The 18,507-nt window shown below is 65.7% G+C and carries 20 protein-coding genes; 7 read left to right on the forward strand and 13 right to left on the reverse strand.

The window, feature by feature from the left end; genetic code table 11:
• Window position 1: 1 nt before the first annotated feature.
• Window positions 2–430, forward strand: a complete 429-nt coding sequence (locus AC07VI_RS14575; RefSeq protein WP_086145794.1) for a hypothetical protein — start codon at window positions 2–4, stop codon at window positions 428–430.
• 1 nt (window position 431) lies between these two features.
• Here AC07VI_RS14575 and AC07VI_RS14580 read toward each other — a convergent pair whose 3' ends face one another.
• From AC07VI_RS14580 to AC07VI_RS14590, 3 genes are read right to left on the reverse strand one after another with little or no spacing between them, the layout of a single operon-like run.
• A complete protein-coding gene (locus tag AC07VI_RS14580; RefSeq protein WP_099420434.1) occupies window positions 432–1,250 on the reverse strand; it encodes a metallophosphoesterase family protein in 819 nt (272 codons plus the stop codon).
• 3 nt (window positions 1,251–1,253) lie between these two features.
• Window positions 1,254–2,162 carry a diacylglycerol/lipid kinase family protein gene (locus tag AC07VI_RS14585; RefSeq protein ID WP_099375210.1) on the reverse strand — a complete coding sequence of 303 codons (909 nt, stop codon included), beginning with the start codon at window positions 2,160–2,162 and terminating at the stop codon, window positions 1,254–1,256.
• 11 nt (window positions 2,163–2,173) lie between these two features.
• Window positions 2,174–2,908: a phosphatase PAP2 family protein gene (locus tag AC07VI_RS14590; RefSeq protein ID WP_086145852.1), complete on the reverse strand. Its 735-nt coding sequence runs from the start codon at window positions 2,906–2,908 to the stop codon at window positions 2,174–2,176.
• Between the two features lie 164 nt (window positions 2,909–3,072).
• Between AC07VI_RS14590 and AC07VI_RS14595 the strand changes: the two genes are divergently transcribed.
• Window positions 3,073–3,297 carry a hypothetical protein gene (locus AC07VI_RS14595; RefSeq protein WP_010396348.1) on the forward strand — a complete coding sequence of 75 codons (225 nt, stop codon included), beginning with the start codon at window positions 3,073–3,075 and terminating at the stop codon, window positions 3,295–3,297.
• 107 nt (window positions 3,298–3,404) lie between these two features.
• On the opposite strand, the gene AC07VI_RS14600 is transcribed toward AC07VI_RS14595, so the two are convergent.
• From AC07VI_RS14600 to AC07VI_RS14615, 4 genes are all read right to left on the reverse strand, one after another.
• Window positions 3,405–4,493 carry an AI-2E family transporter gene (locus AC07VI_RS14600; protein ID WP_086145796.1) on the reverse strand — a complete coding sequence of 363 codons (1,089 nt, stop codon included), beginning with the start codon at window positions 4,491–4,493 and terminating at the stop codon, window positions 3,405–3,407.
• Between the two features lie 89 nt (window positions 4,494–4,582).
• Window positions 4,583–5,773 carry a DUF1501 domain-containing protein gene (locus AC07VI_RS14605; protein ID WP_099375159.1) on the reverse strand — a complete coding sequence of 397 codons (1,191 nt, stop codon included), beginning with the start codon at window positions 5,771–5,773 and terminating at the stop codon, window positions 4,583–4,585.
• Between the two features lie 20 nt (window positions 5,774–5,793).
• Window positions 5,794–7,338 carry a DUF1800 domain-containing protein gene (locus AC07VI_RS14610; protein WP_086145798.1) on the reverse strand — a complete coding sequence of 515 codons (1,545 nt, stop codon included), beginning with the start codon at window positions 7,336–7,338 and terminating at the stop codon, window positions 5,794–5,796.
• Window positions 7,339–7,437: 99 nt separating this feature from the next.
• Window positions 7,438–8,340 carry a LysR family transcriptional regulator gene (locus tag AC07VI_RS14615; protein WP_086145799.1) on the reverse strand — a complete coding sequence of 301 codons (903 nt, stop codon included), beginning with the start codon at window positions 8,338–8,340 and terminating at the stop codon, window positions 7,438–7,440.
• A 95-nt stretch (window positions 8,341–8,435) separates the two neighbouring features.
• Here AC07VI_RS14615 and AC07VI_RS14620 point away from each other — a divergent pair, with 95 nt between their 5' ends.
• On the forward strand, window positions 8,436–9,452 hold the full coding sequence (locus AC07VI_RS14620) for a zinc-binding alcohol dehydrogenase family protein (RefSeq protein WP_492993218.1): 1,017 nt from the start codon (window positions 8,436–8,438) through the stop codon (window positions 9,450–9,452).
• On the opposite strand, the gene AC07VI_RS14625 is transcribed toward AC07VI_RS14620, so the two are convergent.
• Window positions 9,453–10,721 carry a glycerate kinase type-2 family protein gene (locus tag AC07VI_RS14625; RefSeq protein ID WP_492993216.1) on the reverse strand — a complete coding sequence of 423 codons (1,269 nt, stop codon included), beginning with the start codon at window positions 10,719–10,721 and terminating at the stop codon, window positions 9,453–9,455.
• Between the two features lie 90 nt (window positions 10,722–10,811).
• On the opposite strand from AC07VI_RS14625, the gene AC07VI_RS14630 reads away from it, so the two are divergent.
• A complete protein-coding gene (locus AC07VI_RS14630; protein ID WP_086145802.1) occupies window positions 10,812–11,165 on the forward strand; it encodes a YnfA family protein in 354 nt (117 codons plus the stop codon).
• Here AC07VI_RS14630 and AC07VI_RS14635 read toward each other — a convergent pair whose 3' ends face one another.
• On the reverse strand, window positions 11,166–11,567 hold the full coding sequence (locus AC07VI_RS14635) for a tellurite resistance TerB family protein (protein WP_226936208.1): 402 nt from the start codon (window positions 11,565–11,567) through the stop codon (window positions 11,166–11,168).
• Window positions 11,568–11,630: 63 nt separating this feature from the next.
• A complete protein-coding gene (locus AC07VI_RS14640) occupies window positions 11,631–12,590 on the reverse strand; it encodes a TerC family protein (protein WP_492993213.1) in 960 nt (319 codons plus the stop codon).
• Between the two features lie 156 nt (window positions 12,591–12,746).
• On the opposite strand from AC07VI_RS14640, the gene nhaR reads away from it, so the two are divergent.
• The gene (gene nhaR / locus AC07VI_RS14645) at window positions 12,747–13,646 is read left to right on the forward strand and encodes a transcriptional activator NhaR (protein WP_076570497.1); all 900 of its coding nucleotides are present in this window, start codon (window positions 12,747–12,749) and stop codon (window positions 13,644–13,646) included.
• 3 nt (window positions 13,647–13,649) lie between these two features.
• Here nhaR and AC07VI_RS14650 read toward each other — a convergent pair whose 3' ends face one another.
• Window positions 13,650–14,663, reverse strand: coding sequence for a zinc-binding alcohol dehydrogenase family protein (locus AC07VI_RS14650; protein ID WP_492993211.1), 1,014 nt, complete (start codon window positions 14,661–14,663; stop codon window positions 13,650–13,652).
• 95 nt (window positions 14,664–14,758) lie between these two features.
• On the opposite strand from AC07VI_RS14650, the gene AC07VI_RS14655 reads away from it, so the two are divergent.
• Window positions 14,759–15,685, forward strand: coding sequence for a LysR family transcriptional regulator (locus AC07VI_RS14655; protein ID WP_492993209.1), 927 nt, complete (start codon window positions 14,759–14,761; stop codon window positions 15,683–15,685).
• A 77-nt stretch (window positions 15,686–15,762) separates the two neighbouring features.
• Window positions 15,763–17,085, forward strand: coding sequence for a chloride channel protein (locus tag AC07VI_RS14660; protein WP_492993207.1), 1,323 nt, complete (start codon window positions 15,763–15,765; stop codon window positions 17,083–17,085).
• Here AC07VI_RS14660 and AC07VI_RS14665 read toward each other — a convergent pair.
• Complete coding sequence (locus AC07VI_RS14665; protein ID WP_492993205.1) at window positions 17,082–17,906, reverse strand: toxin-antitoxin system YwqK family antitoxin; 825 nt, start codon at window positions 17,904–17,906, stop codon at window positions 17,082–17,084. The two genes, AC07VI_RS14660 and AC07VI_RS14665, sit on opposite strands and share 4 nt — an antisense overlap.
• 72 nt (window positions 17,907–17,978) lie before the next feature.
• Complete coding sequence (locus AC07VI_RS14670) at window positions 17,979–18,467, reverse strand: MarR family winged helix-turn-helix transcriptional regulator (RefSeq protein ID WP_253251930.1); 489 nt, start codon at window positions 18,465–18,467, stop codon at window positions 17,979–17,981.
• Window positions 18,468–18,507: the final 40 nt, after the last annotated feature.

Below are 18,507 nucleotides of genomic sequence, written 5' to 3' on the forward strand. Positions count from 1 at the left end.
GATGCGTTTGCTGAAATGGCTGTGCTGCCTCTCGCTGGCGCTGGGCTTGCTGCTCGGCGCCAGCGTGGCCGTCTCGGCCTGGAGCATCATCCACCGCGCCGGCACCGCACCCGTCGTCAGTGCCTCCGGCAAGTACAAGATCGAATCGGTCTCGGCGGCCGGCATCTTCACGCTGTTCGAGAAGGGGTATGTGCGCCTGACCGACATCGCCCACCCCGGACACGTGTACCGTTCGCCGATCGTGTTTGACGGCAGCATCGATTTTTCCCATCTGGACGAGACGGACGATGGCCTGATCTTCATGGGGCCGTTCTTTTTCGATACCCGGAAAAAGCGCTTTGTCACGGACGATCCCGCTGTCAAGCAAGTGTGGATGAGCTTTTTCACCAGCAATGTGCCATGCGACCTGTGGTCCCAGGCACGCCCTTAGCCTACAACGGCCGCAAGCTGGCCCACACCCCGCCCTGGCGCGCGAACGCTTCCGTGCTGACCTTTTCAAAGTCGCCCTTCCCGTCACTCCAGCTGTAGCGCTCGACCCGGATGCAGCTGTCCTCGATGCGGATGACATTGAACGAGTTCGACTCGCCCCGGCCCCGCGTGGACGTGGCCGTGCCCGCCTGCACCATCAGGGCCGCGTAGCCATCGATCTTGTAGCGCTCGGCCGTGTTGCCCGCCACGCTGGCATGCAGATGCCCGGCCAGCAATAAATCCACGCCGCATTCGGAAAACATCTGCAGCGCCAGCGGCGCGCGGTCCACCAGGTCATCCTCGTCGAAGTGCTCGGGCAAGTCAAATGGATGATGCGTGACGATGACGCGCGTCAAACCGGGCGGCAAGCGGCCCAGGCGTTCACGCAGGAAATCGATCTGCTCATGGCTGATGCGGCCATCCTTGAACGTCATCGAGCGGGCCGTATTGATGCCCAGCACGGCGATTTCCTCGTCCACGTATTCGGGCGACAAATCGTCCGTCACATGGCGCCGGTATTTCACCAGCGGCGTCAGGAAGCGGGAAAAAACGTTATACAAGGGCACGTCATGGTTGCCCGGCACGACGATCTGCGGCCCCGGCAAGCTGTCGAGGAATTGCCGCGCCTGCTGGAATTGCACGCTGCGGGCCCGCTGCGTGAGGTCGCCCGAGACCACCACCACGTCCGGCTCCAGGCGCTCGACCAGCGCGCGCAAGGGCGCCAGCAGGGCCGCATCGACCTTGCCAAAATGCAAATCGGACAAATGCACGAGGGTACGCATGGCCTACTCCTGGGCTGGCGCCGGCGCGGGAACGAGCACGTCCAGCGCGGCGGGACGGATGCGGTAGCGCAGCGGCGTATTCATGACGGTCACTTCGCCATCGGTGGCCACGCGCAGGCGGCGGTGGTGCGTGGCGATCTCCAGGTCGGTGGCCGTCAGCACGTCGAAGTCCTTGGCCTGCGACAACTTGCCGAACAGCGCATGCAGGGCCAGGCGCACGAGGCCCAGGCGGCCCGGACGCTGCGCCACGTACAGGCTCAGCTGGCCGCCATCGAGCCGTTCGCGCTCGCCGATATTCAAGCCTTCCATCAGGTATTCATTATTGCCGATGAAGACGAAGGGCGTGCGCCGCGCATGCACGGCGTCGTTGAGCTTCAGCTGCACGCCGAGAAAGGGATAGCGGCGCAAGGCGGCTACCAGCGCCCAGCTGAAGGCCAGCCACTTGCCCCGTCCCAGCCGGCGCTGCTGCTTTTCGCGGTCGCGCACGATGTCGGGATACAGGCCCAGGCTGGAATTGTTCAGGAAGATGCGGCCGTTGACTTCGCCCACGTCGACCTTCACGGGCACGCCCCGCGCCACGTTGGCAATCGCCGCCTCCAGCGTGAGGGGAATATTCAGATCCTTGGCGAAATGGTTCAAGGTACCCAGCGGCAAGACGCCAAACGCCGTGCCGCTGCCCACGACAACGGAAGCGACGGCGTTGATGGTGCCGTCACCGCCGCCGGCCACGACGATGGGCGCGCCATCGCGCAGGGCTTGCTGCGCCGTGGCGATCATCTCGGCCCCGCTTTGCGCCAGGGTGACGGCGGCGTCGAGGCCCACGGCCAGGAATTGCGCTTCGAGCTGCTGCGCCCAGTCCGGCGCGTAGCCGCAGCCGGCGCCCGCGTTGATGATGACGGCGATTTTGCTCAGGATCGTTCCCCTTATGTGGTTTGCCGGATATGCCGGCGGCGGCGCAGGGTCGACACGCCCGCGATGCAGATGGCCAGCCAGCCATAGCTTTCCGCCATGGCCGCCAGCACATCGCTCAGGTAATGCGCGCCCAGGTAGATGCGGCTGAAGCCGACGAGCGCCGCCATCAGGAATGCCCCCAGCGCGATGGCGATGCGCCGGCCCCAGGCGCCAGGCGCCGTCTGGCAAATCAGGTAGGCGGCCAGCAAGCCGTACAAGGCTGTCGACGTGGCCGTATGGCCACTGGGAAAGCTGTACGTGCTCAAGGCCGTCTGCAGGATGGGCTCGTCAAAGCTGGGCCGCGCGCGGACAAAAATGTACTTTAACAGCAGGTTCAAAAACATGACGCCCGGCATGGTGATGACCAGGGTAAACAGCCAGTAATTGGCGCCCTTGCGGTGCAGATACCAGCCCAGCAAGGTAGCCAGGGTGATGGCGCCGATCACGCCATGCAGGTGCGTAACGAGCAGCAGGCAGCTGGTAATCCACGGCACGGCATGCCGGTTGAACCACTGCGCCACCTGCAGGTCGATCACCGTAATCCGGGCCATGCCCATCACGGCTTCGGCGATCTCGTGGAAGACCACGATGGCCACCAGCATCAGCGCCACGCCGACCGTCATATGCAGGCCCAGTTCGCCTTCGGGCGACAGGCGCGCCTCGACGAAGCGGCGCAGTTTCAGGGTCCAGCCTGTGGTCATGCCCATGTCATTTTTCTCTTGCAAACTACTTGCTCCTCAAATCAGGCGTGATGATCAAAAAAACCACACCAGTAAAAAAATACTGTTTATTCATACAGTAGCTGTGTTTTCATACAGTAGTTATGCTATTCTGATGACTCGTTCAACACATCTCCCTCAAAGGAATTGTCATGGCAACATTGAATAGCGGTTTTGGCTCACGGTTCGGCCTGGAATACGCCCCAAGCTCTTTCCTCGTCCGCATGGGCAAGCGCGAAATCCTCGTCTGCCGCGACTTCCGCAAGCGCTACTACACCGTCAATCCCTTGATCGAGTGCGGTACGGGCATCGAGCCGGGCTATGTTGAAGTGCTGCTGATGCGCCGTTGGCTCCTCATTCTATCCAAGGCGCATTAAGAATGCCTTTAAAGCATGGTGCTTGCACCCTGTTCTAAAGTCAGCTCTGTCCGGCCACGCCGGGAGCGCGCCAGTACCGGCCAGCGGCAACGCTGGCCGACCCCTCATTACTGCGTGCGTTCCGGTGCGGCCGGGCTGGCAGGTGTTTTACCGTCAAACACATTCGCCTCGTACCACAGGGTCACGAACAGCACCATCACGACGGGGCCGATGAACAGGCCCACGAGGCCCAGCGTTTCCACGCCGCCCAGAATGCCGAACAGCACGGCCAGGAAGGGCAGGCGGGTGGCGTTGCCGATCATGCCTGGCCGCACGAAATGGTCGGCCACGAACAGCACCACGGTGCCCCAGGCGGCCACGCCGATGGCGGCGCCCACATTGCCCTGGAACACCAGCAAGGCGGCCGCGCACAGGTAAGCGAGCGGCGCGCCGAACGGGATGATGGCCAAAATACCAGTGGCGAACGCCCACAGGGCCGGTGACGGCAAGCCGGCAATCGCATAGGCGATGCCGATCAGCACGCCTTCGGCCAGGCCCACCAGCACCAGGCCGTTGACTGTGGCGCGGATGGCCGTGGGGATCTTTTGCGCATAGCGTCCCCACCGCTCGGGCCGCAAAAAATGGCTGCCGATGGCCGTGATCTGGCGCGTCAGCGCTTCGCCATCCTTGTAGAAGAAAAACAGGCATAAAAAGGCCAGGCCGAAGTCGACCAGGCGGTGGAAGACGTCGGCGCCGAGGACTTTCAGCATGTCGCGGGCGGAATGAAAGCCGCCCACGGCGCTGCCCGCAAAAAAGTGGCCAAGGCCATGGGGCTGGCTCAAGGTGGCTTGCCACCAGTCGCCGATGGCGCTGCCGGCCAGGGGAATGTGCGGCACCCAGTCCGGCACGGGCAAGCCGTCCGTATTCGCATGGACGACGAAGTTGGCCAGCACGGGCACTTCGCGCGCCGCCTGCGCCACGCCGAACAGCACGGGGATGATGAAGATGCAGGCGAACGCCAGGGTCAGCACGGCCGCCGCCACGATGGGGCGCTGGCCCAGCGCCGCGCGCACGCGCAGGTACAGGGGCCAGGTGGCCACGCACAGGATGCCGGCCCACACGAGCGGCAAAAAGAAACGCTGCATGACGAAGGCCGTCACGGCGATCAGGGCCAGGGAAAAGCCTGCGCTGACGATGTCGCGCTGGGTATCGTTCATGCCACTCCATTCGTGCCCGGCGCCATGGGCAGCCAGTATTCGCTATGCGCCACATGCGCAGGCGTAGCGTAACACGGCGATTCGCCGATTTACACGAGGCCCAGCTCCGCCGGTTTCACGCCGGCAAATACGTGGTCGAGTTGCGCCGGCGTCAAGCCGAAGGTGCGGCGCAGCAAGCCGCCCAGCACGGCCCGGTATTCGTTCAGCACGGGCATGTCGCGGTTCTGGAACAGGTTTGCCTGCGAAATCGCCACCTGCTCGCCCGCCACCTGCTTGCCCTTGATCCCGCCACCGAGCACCCAGAACACGCTGCCGTGGCCATGGTCCGTGCCGCGGTTGCCGTTTTCGCGGAAGGTGCGGCCAAATTCGCTGACGACGACGACCACGGTATGGCGCCAGGCGCCGCCCATTTCCTGCGAGAACGCGGCCAGCCCCCGTCCCAGCTCATCGAAGCGCCCGGCAAGATAGCCGCTGGCGCCGCCCTGCCCCACGTGCGTATCCCAGCCGCCCACGTCGACGAAACCGATGTTGTATTTGTCCTGCATCAAGCGGGCGATGCGCTGCGCCTCCAGTTCAAAACCCTTGGTACTGATGGCATTGCGGTTGGCCGCCTGCATTTCTCCCGTCAGTTCCCTGGCGACATCGTCGCGCACGACGAAGCCGGCGGCCACCTGCTGCTGCAAGGGCGTGCCCTTGTACATGGCGGCGATGACCTGGCTTTGACGCGCATCAATGCCGGACTTGCCCAGCGCGCGCAGCCCCATGTTCGGCACTTGCACGCCGCCCTGGAAGATCAGGGGCAGCTGGTCCGTGAAGGCGATGGCCGGGCTGGCCTTGCCGCTGTTTAAGGTCTGCACGAGGCGGTTCAAAAAGCCCGAGCGGAAGTCGCGCCGCCCGCCGATCTCCTGCCCCAGCTCGATGCTGTCCTGCGTCTCGAAATGGCTGCGCGTCAAATCCGTCGTGCCGGCAAACGGGACGAAGGCCGCCTCGCCGCCGTTGAACATGGGATAAATGCTGTCGCGCAAGGCGGGATGCAGGGCCCAGTCGCTGTTGAGCGCCAGCGCGCCGTTGTCCGCGCCCGGTTTCGCGATGGCGATATTCGGCCGCGATGCATAGTAAAAATCGCTGCCGATGGGCACCAGCAGGTTGTTCGCGTCATAGCCGCCGCGCAGGAAGACGAACAGCAGCTTCGCATCCGTGGCGGGCGCGGCCAGCAGGCTGCCCGCATGGGCGAGCAAGGGCGCGGCGGCCAGGGCTTTCAACAGGTCACGACGGTTCATGGCTATCCTCCGGTTTCAACTTAGCGGTGCATCATTTCTGGCGAAGACAGCAAAAAGGTGTTCCACTCCTGCGGCGAGCCAGCCTGCTCCAGGGCCTGGCGCGTGGCGGGACTCAACGTTGGCTGCAGCGACTGGTAATACAGGGCGCTGGCCAGCTGGGGGAACGCCGCTTTTTCCTGCGGCTGCGGGCCCTCCGTCCTGAACAGGCCGGCGCTGCCCGAGGCGATGGTGCGGGCGATATCGAAGCGCGTCGTCATCTGGCCGGGGCTGGCCCAGGAAGCGTCCGTCAGCGGATAGCCATCGGGCGTCTGGCGCCCGTACAGGGGCTGGCCCATGCGCGCGAGCCAGCTCAGCATGGGACCGGCGTTGAGGATGGGTTTGTCGTCGTAGCTGAGGCGCACGGCCGACACCACGTAATGCATGGGGTCCTTGAATTTCTTGCCCAGCGACTGCCTGAACTCGGGACTGCTGAACATGGTCTGCAGCACATCGGCGATCATGCCGTCGCTTTGCCGGAAGGTGGCCGCCATGCGCGCCACCAGCGCTTCGGGCGGATTGTCGCCGACGAAGTACTGGGCCAGCTTGCCGCTGATAAAGTGCGCGGTGGCGGGACTGCGGCTCAGGCGATCCAGCGCTTCATCGAGCTCGGCCAGGCCCCTGCCCTTCACGGTTTGCCCGAGGAATTGCTTGTCGCCGTAGTCGTGGCGGTTCGGATTGAACTCGAACAAGCCCCGGCGCACGTATTGCGATTGCAGCGCCGGCTTCACTTTCGGCGTGTCCGGCCCCAGGTTCACGCCTACGCCCGTCAGGATGCGCGCCAGTTCCTGCACGTCCTTCTGGCTGTAGCCGCCGTTCACGCCCAGGGTGTGCAATTCCATCAGCTCGCGCGCATAGTTTTCATTGATGCGGTTGGCCGCGTTGGCTTCATTGTCCAGGTAGCGCAGCATGGCCGGGTGGTGGACCGTGGCGCCCAGCAAGTCGCGAAATTTCCCCAAAACATGCGGGGCGATGGCGTTCGCCTCGTAATCGCCGACCATGGCGCGCAAGTTGTGCTTGCCCTGGTGCACGCTGAAATGGTTGAGCCAGAACCAGCTCAGTTGCTGCTGCAGCTGGTTCGGCGCATACACGTCGAGCAGCAGCGAGCGCGTGGCCGCCTCGCGCGCCAGGCGGTTCAGTTCCTGCTGATACTCCTTTTGCGCCTGCTGCTTCACCATGTCGTCCATCACGCCGGCCGACGCCTTGCGCTTTTGCTCCACGGACATGACGAGCTGGTCGAGCGGCACCTGGCTGATGGTCATGGCGTCGATCTGCGCCTGCACGGCGGGCGGCAAGGCTGATTTTCTTGGGTGCAACTGCGCCTGCAGCCAGGCGTTCCAGCCTTGCGCCTGCAGCTGGCGCACGCTGCCCGCGTTCACGCCCCAGCTGACCCGTGCCAGCATGGCAATGTCCTGCGCGGAACTGGCCGGCACGCGATGATCGGCCTGTACGGCGGGTTCCGTTGCGGCGCAGCCGGCCAGCAACAGCAGGGAAATCAGGGTGGTCGGCAATAATCGGTTGGGGGGCATGGCGATCCTTCAGGCGGTTTCAACCAGAATGCATGAGAGTACGCCCTCGTTGACCCGCGCATGATTGCCATTTGCAACGAGTTGTAAAGAAACATTACCTTATAGCAACTCCGCACACTTGTCGCGCAGGAAATCGCGCAGCTGCAGCACCAGCGGCGTCACCTGCGCCCGGTGCATGCACACGAGGTGCAAGGGCGTGGCCTCGCCCGCCACTTCGGGCAGCAAGGCCAGCAAGCGCCCGGCGGCCACGTCGCCGGCCACGTCGAGCCGCGATTTGTAGGCGATGCCCAGGCCGGCCACGGCCCAGCGCCGCACGAGGTCGGCGTCGTCGGCGCTGCGGTTGCCGCTGACGGAAATCGTCACCTGCTCGCGCTGGGGCAGGCGGTAAAAAGTCCAGCGGTCGTGCAAGCCGTCTTCCAGCGCGAAGCGCAGGCAATTGTGCTGCGGCAAGTCCCCCAGCGCCAGCAAGGTCCCATGCTCGTGCAGGTAGGCGGGCGAAGCCACCAGCACGCGGTCATTGGCGGGCGCGATCGGCATGGCGATCATGCTCGAATCATCCTGCAGGCCATAGCGGATGGCCACGTCGACTTGCTGGCGCACCATGTCGGCCACCCGGTCGCTGACGCTGAGCTGGTAATGCAGCTTCGGGTGGCGCGCCTGGAATTCGTCCAGCCAGCCCAGCATCAGGTTGCGGCCCAGGTCGGAGGGCATGGCAATTTTCAAGGTTCCGCCGAAACTGTCCTTGCCCGCCAGCAGTGCGTCGTGGCCCGCGCGCAGCAGGCGCAAGGCTTCGCGCGCGTGTTCCAGGTACTGCGCGCCTTCCGCCGTCAGGCTCAGCGAACGGGTCGTGCGGGCCAGCAGGCGCAAGCCCAGCTCCCCTTCCAGGCGCTTGACGGCGGCGCTGGCCAGCGCGGGCGAGATGCCGATCTCGCGCGCGGCCGCCGACAAACTGCCCCGGTCGGCCGTGCGCACAAATACCTGCAAGTCATCGAGTCGCAGCAATTTTCAACATTCCTTTGAAAGTGTTTCGGTACGCGCCCCCTTTTTCCAGGGCGACAATACGACCATCATACGGTATCCACTCAACGAGGAAGCACATGAAAGCCATCGCCTACCGCCACAGCCTGCCCATCACGGATGCCGACGCCCTGCTCGACATCGCCCTGCCCGTGCCCGTCGCCACGGGACGCGACCTGCTCGTCGCCGTCAAGGCCATCTCCGTCAACCCCGTCGACGCCAAGGTGCGCAGGAACCGCGCGCCGAAGGACGGCCAGCCCGAAGTGCTGGGCTGGGATGCGGCCGGCGTCGTCACCGCCGTCGGTCCCGACGTCACCCTGTTCCAGGTGGGAGACAAGGTCTGGTACGCGGGCGCCATCAACCGCCCCGGCAGCAACAGCGAATTTCAATTGGTCGACGAGCGCATCGTCGGTCACATGCCGGCCAGCCTGGACTTCGCCGCGGCCGCCGCCCTGCCGCTCACGGCGATTACGGCCTGGGAACTGCTGTTCGACCGCCTGCAGCTCAGCCGCGACAAGAGCCTGAGCGGCAAGTCGCTGCTGGTGATCGGCGCGGCCGGCGGCGTCGGTTCCGTGCTGGTGCAGCTGGCCCGGCAATTGACAGGCGTCACCATCATCGGCACGGCCTCGCGTCCCGAGACGGCGGCCTGGGTGCAGGAACTGGGCGCCCACCACGTGATCGACCACAGCCTGCCGCTGGCCGCCGAAATCACGCGCCTGGGCTTGCCACCCGTCGATTACGTGATCAGCCTGAACCAGACCGACAGGCATTTCGAGCAAATCGTCGAACTGATCGCGCCGCAGGGGAAATTTGCCCTGATCGACGATCCCGAGCACATCGACGTGCGCAAGTTCAAGGGCAAGAGCGTGTCCCTGCACTGGGAACTGATGTTTACCCGTTCGCTGTTCCAGACGGCGGACATGATCCAGCAGCACGCCTTGCTGGAGGAACTGGCGCAGCTGGTGGACGCGGTCGTCATCAGGAGCACCGTGGCCGAGCGCTTCGGCACGATCAATGCGGCGAATTTGAAACGCGCGCATGCCCTGCTGGAGAGCAATACGGCGAAGGGAAAAATCGTCCTGGAAGGTTTTAACTGATCAGGTAATCAGGATGGCCCGGAAATCATTGACATTCGTCAAGGTCGGGCCAGTCACCACGCTGTCCCCCAGCGCCTGGAAGAAACCGTGGCCATCGTTGTTGTCGAGGCTGTCGCGGGGCTTGATGCCCAGCGCCCAGGCACGCTGCAAAGTGTCGGGCGCCAGAAGCGCGCCGGCGATCTCTTCCTGGCCGTCGACGCCATCCGTGTCGCCGGCCAGCGCGTGGATGCCCGGCGCGCCATCGAGCGCGAGGCCCAGCGCCAGCAAGAATTCCACGTTGCGCCCGCCGCGGCCATTGCCGCGCACGGTGACCGTCGTTTCGCCGCCCGACAGCAGCACGCACGGGGCGGGAAACGGCTGGCCCCGCATGGCCGCTTGCAGCGCGATGCCAGCCATGACCTTGCCCACGTCGCGCGCCTCGCCTTCCAGGCTGTCGCCCAATATATACGGCGTGACGCCGGCCGCGCGCGCCACGGCGGCGGCCGCTTCCAGGGCCATCTGCGGCGTGGCGACCAGGGTCGTGCGCGTGCGCGCCAGGCGCGGGTCACCGGGTTTCACGGATTCGCCGCGCCCGCTTTCCAGCGTTGCTCTTATGCTGTCCGGCAAATCCATGCCATAGCGGCGCACGATGGCCAGCGCATCGTCGCAGGTGGTGGCGTCGCCCACCGTGGGGCCGGAGGCGATATCGCCCAGCTTGTCGCCAGGCACGTCGGATATCGCCAAGGTCACCACTTGCGCCGGATGGCAGGCGGCCGCCAGGCGGCCGCCCTTGATGGCGGACAAATGGCGGCGCACGCAATTCATTTCGCCGATGGTGGCGCCGGACGCCAGCAGCGCCCGGTTCAAGGCTTGCTTGTCTTCCAGGGTGATGCCGTCCAGGGGCAAGGCCAGCAGCGAGGAGCCGCCGCCGGAGATCAGGCACAGCACCGTGTCGTCCGCCTGCAAGTTGCCAACTAATTCCAGCATGCGCCGCGCCGCCGCCATGCCGGCCGCATCCGGCACGGGATGCGACGCTTCCGCGATCTCGATGCGTGCGCAGGGCACGGCATAGCCGTAGCGCGTGACGACGAGGCCGGACAGCGGCCCCGGCCAGTGCTGTTCGACGGCCTGCGCCATGGCGGCCGAGGCCTTGCCGGCGCCGATGACGATCAAGCGCCCCTTGGGCGCGGGCGGCAGATGGGGCGGCACGCAGTGCGACGGCTGGGCCGCTGCGATGGCGGCGTGAAACATGGCTTGCAGCAAGGCGCGCGGCGCTGGGGTCGTCGTCATGGTGTGTCCTCCGGTATCCGAACCCGATCATAGCAGGGACGGCGCCGCCCGGCGGCTAGAATGGCGTCTTCACCACATCACAGGAACACCATGAGCGACGCCATCGAATGGACCAGTCTTGCCCGCACCTTCGGGCTGTTTACCGTCACGGCCGTGGCCGAACTGCTGGGCTGCTACCTGCCCATGCTGTGGCTGAGCAACAAGGGCGGCGCCTGGCTGCTGTTGCCGGCCGCTGTCAGCCTGCTGGTCTTCGTGTGGCTGCTGACCCTGCATCCGGCCGCCAGCGGACGGGTCTACGCCACGTATGGCGCCATCTACATCGCCACGGCGCTGGGCTGGCTGTGGCTGGTGGACGGCGTCACGCCCGCCTGGACCGACATCGCCGGCGTGGGCATGGCCCTGGCCGGCGCCGCCGTCATTGCCATGGGGCACAAGGCAGCGTAATTACGCCGCGTGCTGGCGGAAGTTCGTTTCCGCCGACCATGCCGTGCCGGCGCGGGCCAGCAGCACGGCTTCGCCATCGGCCAGCCAGTCGTCCGCGTCGGCAATCTTCCACATCGCTTGCAGCAGCTTGCGGCGCAGGTCCGGGTCCGTGATTTCATCGAGCAGGCTGTCGATCACGCCATGGGCCAGCTGCACGGCGCCATGCACGGTCGAGGTCAGCATGTCGTCGCACAGGTCTTGCAGCAGCCGTTGAAAAGCGGCGGGCGGCAAGTCGATATGTTCGAGGATCTTGCTGCCGTGCAAGGCCTGCAGTTCGGAGCTGTCCAGGTTGCCATCGACGATCATCATCAGGGCCAGGATACGGCCCGCTGCCTGGGGACTATTGATTTCATAAGTACGCATGATCATTCCTTCCATTGTTATTCAAGAAACGCGCCCCCGCCGTGGCGGGGCGCGCGGTACCGCTTACTTTTTGCCGCGGGTGGCGAACACGCTGGCCAGGCAGCTTGCCGCGATCAGCACGAACACCACCAGCAGCGACGCTTCGACCGGCACGTGGAACCACGGCATGACCAGCATCTTTGCGCCGATGAACACGAGCACCATCGCCAGGCCATACTTGAGCAGATGGAAGCGGTCAGCCACGTCCACCAGCAGGAAGTACAAGGCGCGCAAGCCCATGATGGCGAACAGGTTCGACGTGAAGACGATGAACGGGTCCGTCGTGATGGCGAAGATCGCCGGGATCGAGTCGACCGCGAACACCAGGTCCGTCACCTCGATCAGGATCAGCACCAGGAACAGCGGCGTGACATAGCGCAAACCGCCCTTGTTCACGAAGAAACGTTCGCCGTGGTCGCCGTCGGCCACCCGCAGGTGGCGGCGGGCAAAACGCAGCACCGGGTTGTTCGCCACGTCCGGCTCGGCGTCGGCCGCCACCAGCATGCGGAAGCCCGTCACCAGCAGGAAGGCGCCAAACAGGTACAGCACCCAGCTGAACTCGCTCACCACCCAGGCGCCGGCCATGATCATCACGGCGCGCATGATGATCGCGCCCAGCACGCCGTAAATCAGCACGCGGCGCTGGTACTGCATCGGTACCTGGAAGGCGCCGAAGATCAGCAGGAACACGAACACGTTATCGACCGACAGCGCTTTCTCGATCAGGTAGCCGGAGAAAAACTCCAGCGCCTTCTGGTTGGCGATCTCGGGTCCGGCCGTGCCGTTCAGGTACCACCACAGGCCGCCGTTGAACAGCAGGGCCAGGCTGACCCACACGAGCGACCATGTCGCCGCTTCCTTGACGCTGACCTTGTGCGCCTTGTTGCCGCCGAAGACGAACAAATCGAGCGCCAGCATCAGCAATACAAAAGCGATGAAGCCGGCCCACATGGGCGCCGTTGCAATGCTCTCCAGGCCGTTCATCGGCGGCCTCCGCTACTGCCTCTATCTCTACGCCAGCACATGATGTCTCTCCTTGCATGAATGAGCAGTCATCATAGGCGCAATTGAAACATCGAACAAATCGAATATAATGAAGAAATACATCGAAAAACTCGATGCAACAACCAAGGATCGACGATGTCCACGCTCAACTTCAAGCACTTGCGCTATTTCTGGATGGTGGCCAAGACGGGCAGCATCGCCCGCGCGGCCGAGCAGCTGCACCTGACGCCGCAATCGATTTCCGGCCAGCTCAGCGACTTTGCCGACACCCTGGGCGTGGAACTGTTCCGCCGCAGCGGGCGCAAGCTGGAATTGACGGAGACGGGCAGGCGCATCCTCAGCCATGCGGAAGAGATCTTCAGCACGGGCGACGAATTGCTGGAAATCGTGCGCGACCAGTCGCGCACGGCGACGACCACGTTTCGCGTCGGCTGCGCCGATTCCGTGTCGAAGCTGATCGCCTGCCGCCTCGTCGAACCGGCGCTGGGCCTGGCCGAGCCGCTGCGCATGATCTGCCGCGAAGGCCGGCTGGCCAGCCTGCTGGCGGACCTGGCCGTGCACCGGCTGGACCTGATCATCGCCGACCGGCCCATGCCGTCCCATTTGAGCGTGCGCGGCTACAACCACCTGCTGGGCGAAAGCGGCATGACCCTGTTCGGCACGCCGGCGCTGGCCGCCACGCTGGAAGGCGGCTTTCCCCGCTGCCTGGACGGCGCGCCGCTGCTGCTGCCGGGCGAGGATTTCGCCATCTACGGCCGCCTGCTGCAGTGGCTGGGCGAGCACAATCTGCACCCGCGCATCGTCGGCGAGTTCGACGACAGCGCCATGATGCAGGCCTTCGGCCAGTCCGGCGCCGGCCTGTTCTTCGCCCCCACCGTGATCGCGCCCCAGGTGTGCGAACAGCATGGCGTGGTGGCGCTGGGCCGGGTCGACAGCCTCGTCGAGCAGGTGTATGCGATCACCACGGAGCGCCGCCTGAGCCACCCGGCCACCATCGCCATCAGCCAGAGCGCGCGCCACGAGCTGTTCGTCTAGGCGCTACGCGGCGCCGACGACGATCTTGCCCGGCTGCCCGCCACTCTCCAGCAGCGCATGCGCGCGCCGCATGGTGGCCGCGTCCATCGGCGACAAACGCTGCCGCAGGGCAGAGCGCAGCACGCCCTGGTCCAGCAGCGCCGCCACGCGTTGCAGGATGCGGTGCTGTTCCTGCATGTCGGCGGTGGCGTACAGGGGCCGCGTAAACACCATTTCCCAGTGCAGCGACACGCTCTTGCCCTTCAGCGGCGCCGCATCGAAAACAGCGTGGTCGTCGATGACGGCCAGCTTGCCGTGCGGCGCGATGATCTGCGTCAAGGCCGCAACATGGCGCGCCGTGTGCGACAGGGCGGCAATGTGCGTGACGGGGGCGACGTGCAATGCCGCCACCTGCTCCGGCATGGGCCGCGCATGGTCGATCACATGGTGGGCGCCCATGGCGCGGCACCAGTCCGCGCTGTCGTCGCGCGAAGCCGTGGCGATCACGGTAAAACCCGTCAGCCGGCGCGCCAGCTGGGTCAGCATCGATCCGACGCCGCCCGCGCCGCCCAGCACCAGCAGGCTGCCCCGCTCCCGCCTGTCGCCGGGCGCAATGGCAAAACGCTCGAACAGCAGCTGCCACGCCGTCAGCGCCGCCAGCGGCACGGCCGCCGCCTGCGCAAAATCGAGCGTAGCCGGCATGCGCGCGGCGATGCGCTCGTCGACCAGGTGGTATTCGGCGCTGGCGCCCGCGCGGTCGAACGAGCCCGCGTAATACACGGCCTGCCTCGGCGCGAACAGGGTCACGGCGCTGCCCACCGCGTGCACGACGCCGGCCGCATCCCAGCCCAGGGTGGCGACGGCTTGCGGCACGGCGACCAGCCCGGCCCGCACCTTGGTGTCGAGCGGATTGACGCCCACGGCGCGCACGCGCACCAGCACGTCGCGGGGGCCGGGCACGGGCATCTCGCCCTGCGTATCGAACAGGCCGTCCTGTTCGTCCACGCTGCTGCCCTTGTTGAAACCGATCATCTTCATTGCATGCTCCCAGCTAAATCTGCATGGTAGGCAGCCCCACGGGAAAGAAAAATATGCTTCAATGCGTTTCACTACTGACCAAACTGTCATGAATCATGCAAGATATCGATAATCTCTCGGGCGTGGCCCTGTTCGTGCAACTGGCCAAAGCGGGCAGCTTTGTCGCGGCCGCGCGCCAGGCCGGCATTTCGCCATCGGCCGTCAGCAAAAGCCTGGCGCGGCTCGAGCAGCGGCTGGGGGCGCGCCTGTTCCAGCGCAGCACGCGCCAGCTGAGCCTGACGGCGGAAGGCAAGCTTTTCCTGGCGCGCAGCGAACGCATCCTGGCGGAAATGCAGGCGGCGCAGGAGGAACTGGCGGGCCAGCGCGCGCCACAGGGACAGCTGCGGCTGGGCTTGCCGGAACTGGGCGGCCTGTTCCTGCCCGCCCTGGCCGCATTTTCCCAACTGCACCCCGCCATCGCGCTGGACCTCGATTTTTCCGACGCGCTGGCCGACGTCGTCGGCGACGGCTTCGACGCCGTCATCCGCATCGGCGCGCCGCGCGACTCGCGCCTGGCCGCCCGCAAGCTGGGCCAGTTCCGCTCCTGCCTCGTGGCCTCGCCCGCCTACCTGGCGCGCCATGGCACGCCGCAACACCCCCTTGATCTGCAACAACACGCCTGCCTGCACTACCGCTTCCGCCACAGCGGCAGGGTCGAAGCGTGGCAGCTGCGCCAGGACGACGGCGCGGCGCCCCTGGACTTGCCCCTGTCGATGGTGTGCAACAACGTGGAAGCGCGGCTGCACTTCGCCCGGCAAGGCCGGGGCATCGCCTGGCTGCCCGAGTGTACGGTGCAGGCGGCGCTGGCCGACGGCAGCCTGGTCGAAGTGATGAGAGACTACGCGCTCGACGGCCATCCGGCCCACGGCTGCTGGCTGCTGTGGCCGTCCGGGCCGCACCTGGCGCCGAAGGTGCGGGCCCTCGTCGATTTCCTGGCCGGAACAGACCTTTTGTTGCCGGCTGCCCACGGATCAGGCACATAAAATACATTTGGACAAATATAGCCTTATAATGGCAAGCCTCCCCGACGCCTTGCGCGCCCCTTCCTGGACTTGCCGCAATGAAGCACTTGCACGACATCCCCTCTGCCTTCAAGCATGAATTTGCCAACCCGCGCCTGTGGTGGTCGCGCGCCGTCGTCGTCGGCATGGCCGCCGTCGCGGGCCTCGTCGTCGTGGGCTTTACGTGGCTGGCGGAAACAGCGCTCGATTGTTTTCTCTTTTTTAACGGCAAGGCCTGGTGGTTCGCCCTGCTGTGGACGCCCGCTTGCGCCGCCCTGCTCGTCTGGCTGACGCGCCGCTACGCCATGGGCGCGGCCGGCTCCGGCATCCCGCAGGTGATGGCCACGCTGGACCCGGCCGTGGCGCCCGAGCAGCGCTCCTTGTTCGTCTCCCTGAAACTCAGCGCCGCGAAAATCGTCCTGACGGCGGGCGGCTTGCTGGGCGGACTCTCGCTGGGGCGCGAAGGGCCATCCGTGCAGATCGCCGCCGGCGTGATGCTGGCCGCGCGCCGCTGGCTGCCCCGTCACTCGCAGGTGAGCGCCCATTCGCTGCTGGTGGCCGGTGGCGCGGCCGGCATCGCGGCCGCCTTCAACACGCCGCTGGCGGGCGTTATGTTCGCCATCGAAGAACTGTCGCGCTCGCCCGAGCAACGCAACAGCGGCTTGATTGTCGCCGGCATCGTGCTGGCAGGCATGATGGCCGTCTCCATCCACGGCAACGCCACCCACTTCGGCATCATCCATCCCGGCCCCATCGGCCTGGCGCTGGCCCTGCCAGGCTTGCTGGTGACCCTGGTGGCGGGCGTGGCCGGCGGCCTGTTCGCGCGCCTGCTATTGGCCTCCGCCCGGGGCAATCCGCTGGGAAAATTATCGGCGTGGAGAAAGCACCGGCCCGTGCTGTTCGCCGCCGCCTGCGGTTTGCTGGTGGCGGCCATCGGCATCGCCAGCCACGGCGCCACCTTCGGCAGCGGCACCGTGGCCACGCGCGCCATGCTCGAAGGTTCCAGCGATGCGGCGCCGGCCTTTGTCGCCTTCAAATACGTGGCGACGTGGCTGACCGTGTGGTCGGGCGTGCCGGCCGGCATCTTCGCGCCGTCGCTGGCCATCGGCGCCGGCATCGGGCATGACATTGCGCAATTGCTGCACTATCCGCATGCACCGGCCCTGATCGCGCTGGGCATGGTGGGTTTCCTGGCCGCCGCCACGCAGGCGCCGCTGACGGCGTTCATCATTGTCATGGAAATGGTCGACGGCCACGGCATGGTGCTCAGCCTGATGGCTTGCGCCGTGGTGGCCAGCACCGTCTCGCGCGTGCTCAGCGAACCGCTGTACGGGGCGCTGGCGCAGCTGCAGCTGCAGCGGCTGCCGGCGCCGCCGAACTAGAAATGGCTGCAGGGGCGCAGCAAGCGGCCGTCCTGCCATGCGCAAACGGTGCGCGTGCCATCCTCGGCCCAGCTGCGCTCCAGGCCGTGCTTTTCCCCATGCACGTAATGGAGGTGCGATTTTTCGCGGCCGTCCGGCCACCAGGCCTGATGCAGGCCGGTGCGCTGCCCGTCCAGATACATCCCCCGCTCGGCCAGCCGGCCATTCGGATGAAACGCCTCCGCCTCGCCCGACAGCACGCCATCGGCAAAATGGGCGCGGTTGCTGACCTGGCCTTGCTCGTCAAAGCTCAGGTACTCGCCATCGGCGGGCTGGCCCGCCTGGTAGCGCAATTCACGGCTCAGTTGGCCATTTGCATGGTAGTGGCTATGCAAGCCCTCGTACTCGCCGTCGCGGTAAGCCTTGCGGCTTTTTAGCGTGCCATCCGCGTACCAGGCGACGTTGACGCCGTCGAAATCGCCCTCGCCATTGCGCTCTTCGAGCAGGCCCAGCTGGCCATCGGCGAAATACACGCTGCGCTGATGAACATAGTTGAGCCGCGTCGTATCCGCGTCGCGCAGCCAGGCATCCATGTGCAGCTTGCCTGGCGGCTGCGCGAAATGCAGCTGCCAATGCCAGGCCTGGCGGGCCGCATCGTGGCGCAGCGGCGCGCGCTGCTCGTAGATGGCGGCGGCACGTTCGACGGCTTGGTAGTCGGCGTCGAAATACAGGATGGCCGGCGACGGCTCGGCAGGCAAGGCTGGGGAGGCCAAGGCATAGACCATGGAAAAAGGTGAACCGGCCAGGACGGCGGCCAGCAGAACGGAATTGAGTATCTTCAATGCATGCTTTCATCAACGCTGCGATAGCGCCGATGATAAGGGCTAACAGTGTGGTCCAGCCACACGCTAGCCCTACATGGTGAAAGGAAACGGCTGCAGCCCCGCCTTGCGGTCATCGGGGGCGACGACGGCCAGCAAGGCCCTCAAGCCCCGGTTCAGATGCGCCAGGCTGTCGGCATCGAGCTGGCCCAGGGCGCTGGGCAGCAAGCCGCGTGCCGGCTGGGGCGCGCCGGCGATGACGGCCTGGCCTTCGGCCGTCAGGGTCAGCGTGACCACGCGCTGGTCGGGCTGGTCGCGCGCCTTGCGCACATAGCTTTTTTTCACCAGCGCATCGACCAGGTTGCTGGCCGTCGTCTGGTGGATGGACATCCTGGCAGCCAGTTCGCCCATGCGCAGCCCCGGCAGCTCCAGCAATTCCTGCATCACCCACAATTGCGCGCCCGACACGCCGCACTGCTTCTCGATCTGCGCCGAGTGCCGCTGCGCCGCGCGCATGACGACACGCATGTTTTGCAAGGCCAGGCTTTGCGCCTTGACCATCGCCGATACTTCCGCTTCCACCACCGTTGCCTCCAGTTATCAGATCCGGCATCGCGCCTGC

Source organism: Janthinobacterium sp. GW821-FHT03A03 (genome assembly GCF_059421435.1).

Excerpts from the sequence above, each read along its gene's own strand:
- AC07VI_RS14620 (WP_492993218.1), top strand. The coding sequence starts at position 8,436 with ATGAAAGCCATCGCCTACCGCCACAGCCTGCCCATCACGGATGCCGAC.
- AC07VI_RS14660 (WP_492993207.1), top strand. The coding sequence starts at position 15,763 with ATGAAGCACTTGCACGACATCCCCTCTGCCTTCAAGCATGAATTTGCC.
- nhaR (WP_076570497.1), top strand. The coding sequence starts at position 12,747 with ATGTCCACGCTCAACTTCAAGCACTTGCGCTATTTCTGGATGGTGGCC.
- AC07VI_RS14650 (WP_492993211.1), bottom strand. The coding sequence starts at position 14,663 with ATGAAGATGATCGGTTTCAACAAGGGCAGCAGCGTGGACGAACAGGAC.
- AC07VI_RS14600 (WP_086145796.1), bottom strand. The coding sequence starts at position 4,493 with ATGAACGATACCCAGCGCGACATCGTCAGCGCAGGCTTTTCCCTGGCC.
- AC07VI_RS14595 (WP_010396348.1), top strand. The coding sequence starts at position 3,073 with ATGGCAACATTGAATAGCGGTTTTGGCTCACGGTTCGGCCTGGAATAC.
- AC07VI_RS14590 (WP_086145852.1), bottom strand. The coding sequence starts at position 2,908 with ATGGGCATGACCACAGGCTGGACCCTGAAACTGCGCCGCTTCGTCGAG.
- AC07VI_RS14640 (WP_492993213.1), bottom strand. The coding sequence starts at position 12,590 with ATGAACGGCCTGGAGAGCATTGCAACGGCGCCCATGTGGGCCGGCTTC.
- AC07VI_RS14575 (WP_086145794.1), top strand. The coding sequence starts at position 2 with ATGCGTTTGCTGAAATGGCTGTGCTGCCTCTCGCTGGCGCTGGGCTTG.
- AC07VI_RS14630 (WP_086145802.1), top strand. The coding sequence starts at position 10,812 with ATGAGCGACGCCATCGAATGGACCAGTCTTGCCCGCACCTTCGGGCTG.
- AC07VI_RS14655 (WP_492993209.1), top strand. The coding sequence starts at position 14,759 with ATGCAAGATATCGATAATCTCTCGGGCGTGGCCCTGTTCGTGCAACTG.
- AC07VI_RS14605 (WP_099375159.1), bottom strand. The coding sequence starts at position 5,773 with ATGAACCGTCGTGACCTGTTGAAAGCCCTGGCCGCCGCGCCCTTGCTC.
- AC07VI_RS14625 (WP_492993216.1), bottom strand. The coding sequence starts at position 10,721 with ATGACGACGACCCCAGCGCCGCGCGCCTTGCTGCAAGCCATGTTTCAC.
- AC07VI_RS14580 (WP_099420434.1), bottom strand. The coding sequence starts at position 1,250 with ATGCGTACCCTCGTGCATTTGTCCGATTTGCATTTTGGCAAGGTCGAT.
- AC07VI_RS14635 (WP_226936208.1), bottom strand. The coding sequence starts at position 11,567 with ATGCGTACTTATGAAATCAATAGTCCCCAGGCAGCGGGCCGTATCCTG.
- AC07VI_RS14610 (WP_086145798.1), bottom strand. The coding sequence starts at position 7,338 with ATGCCCCCCAACCGATTATTGCCGACCACCCTGATTTCCCTGCTGTTG.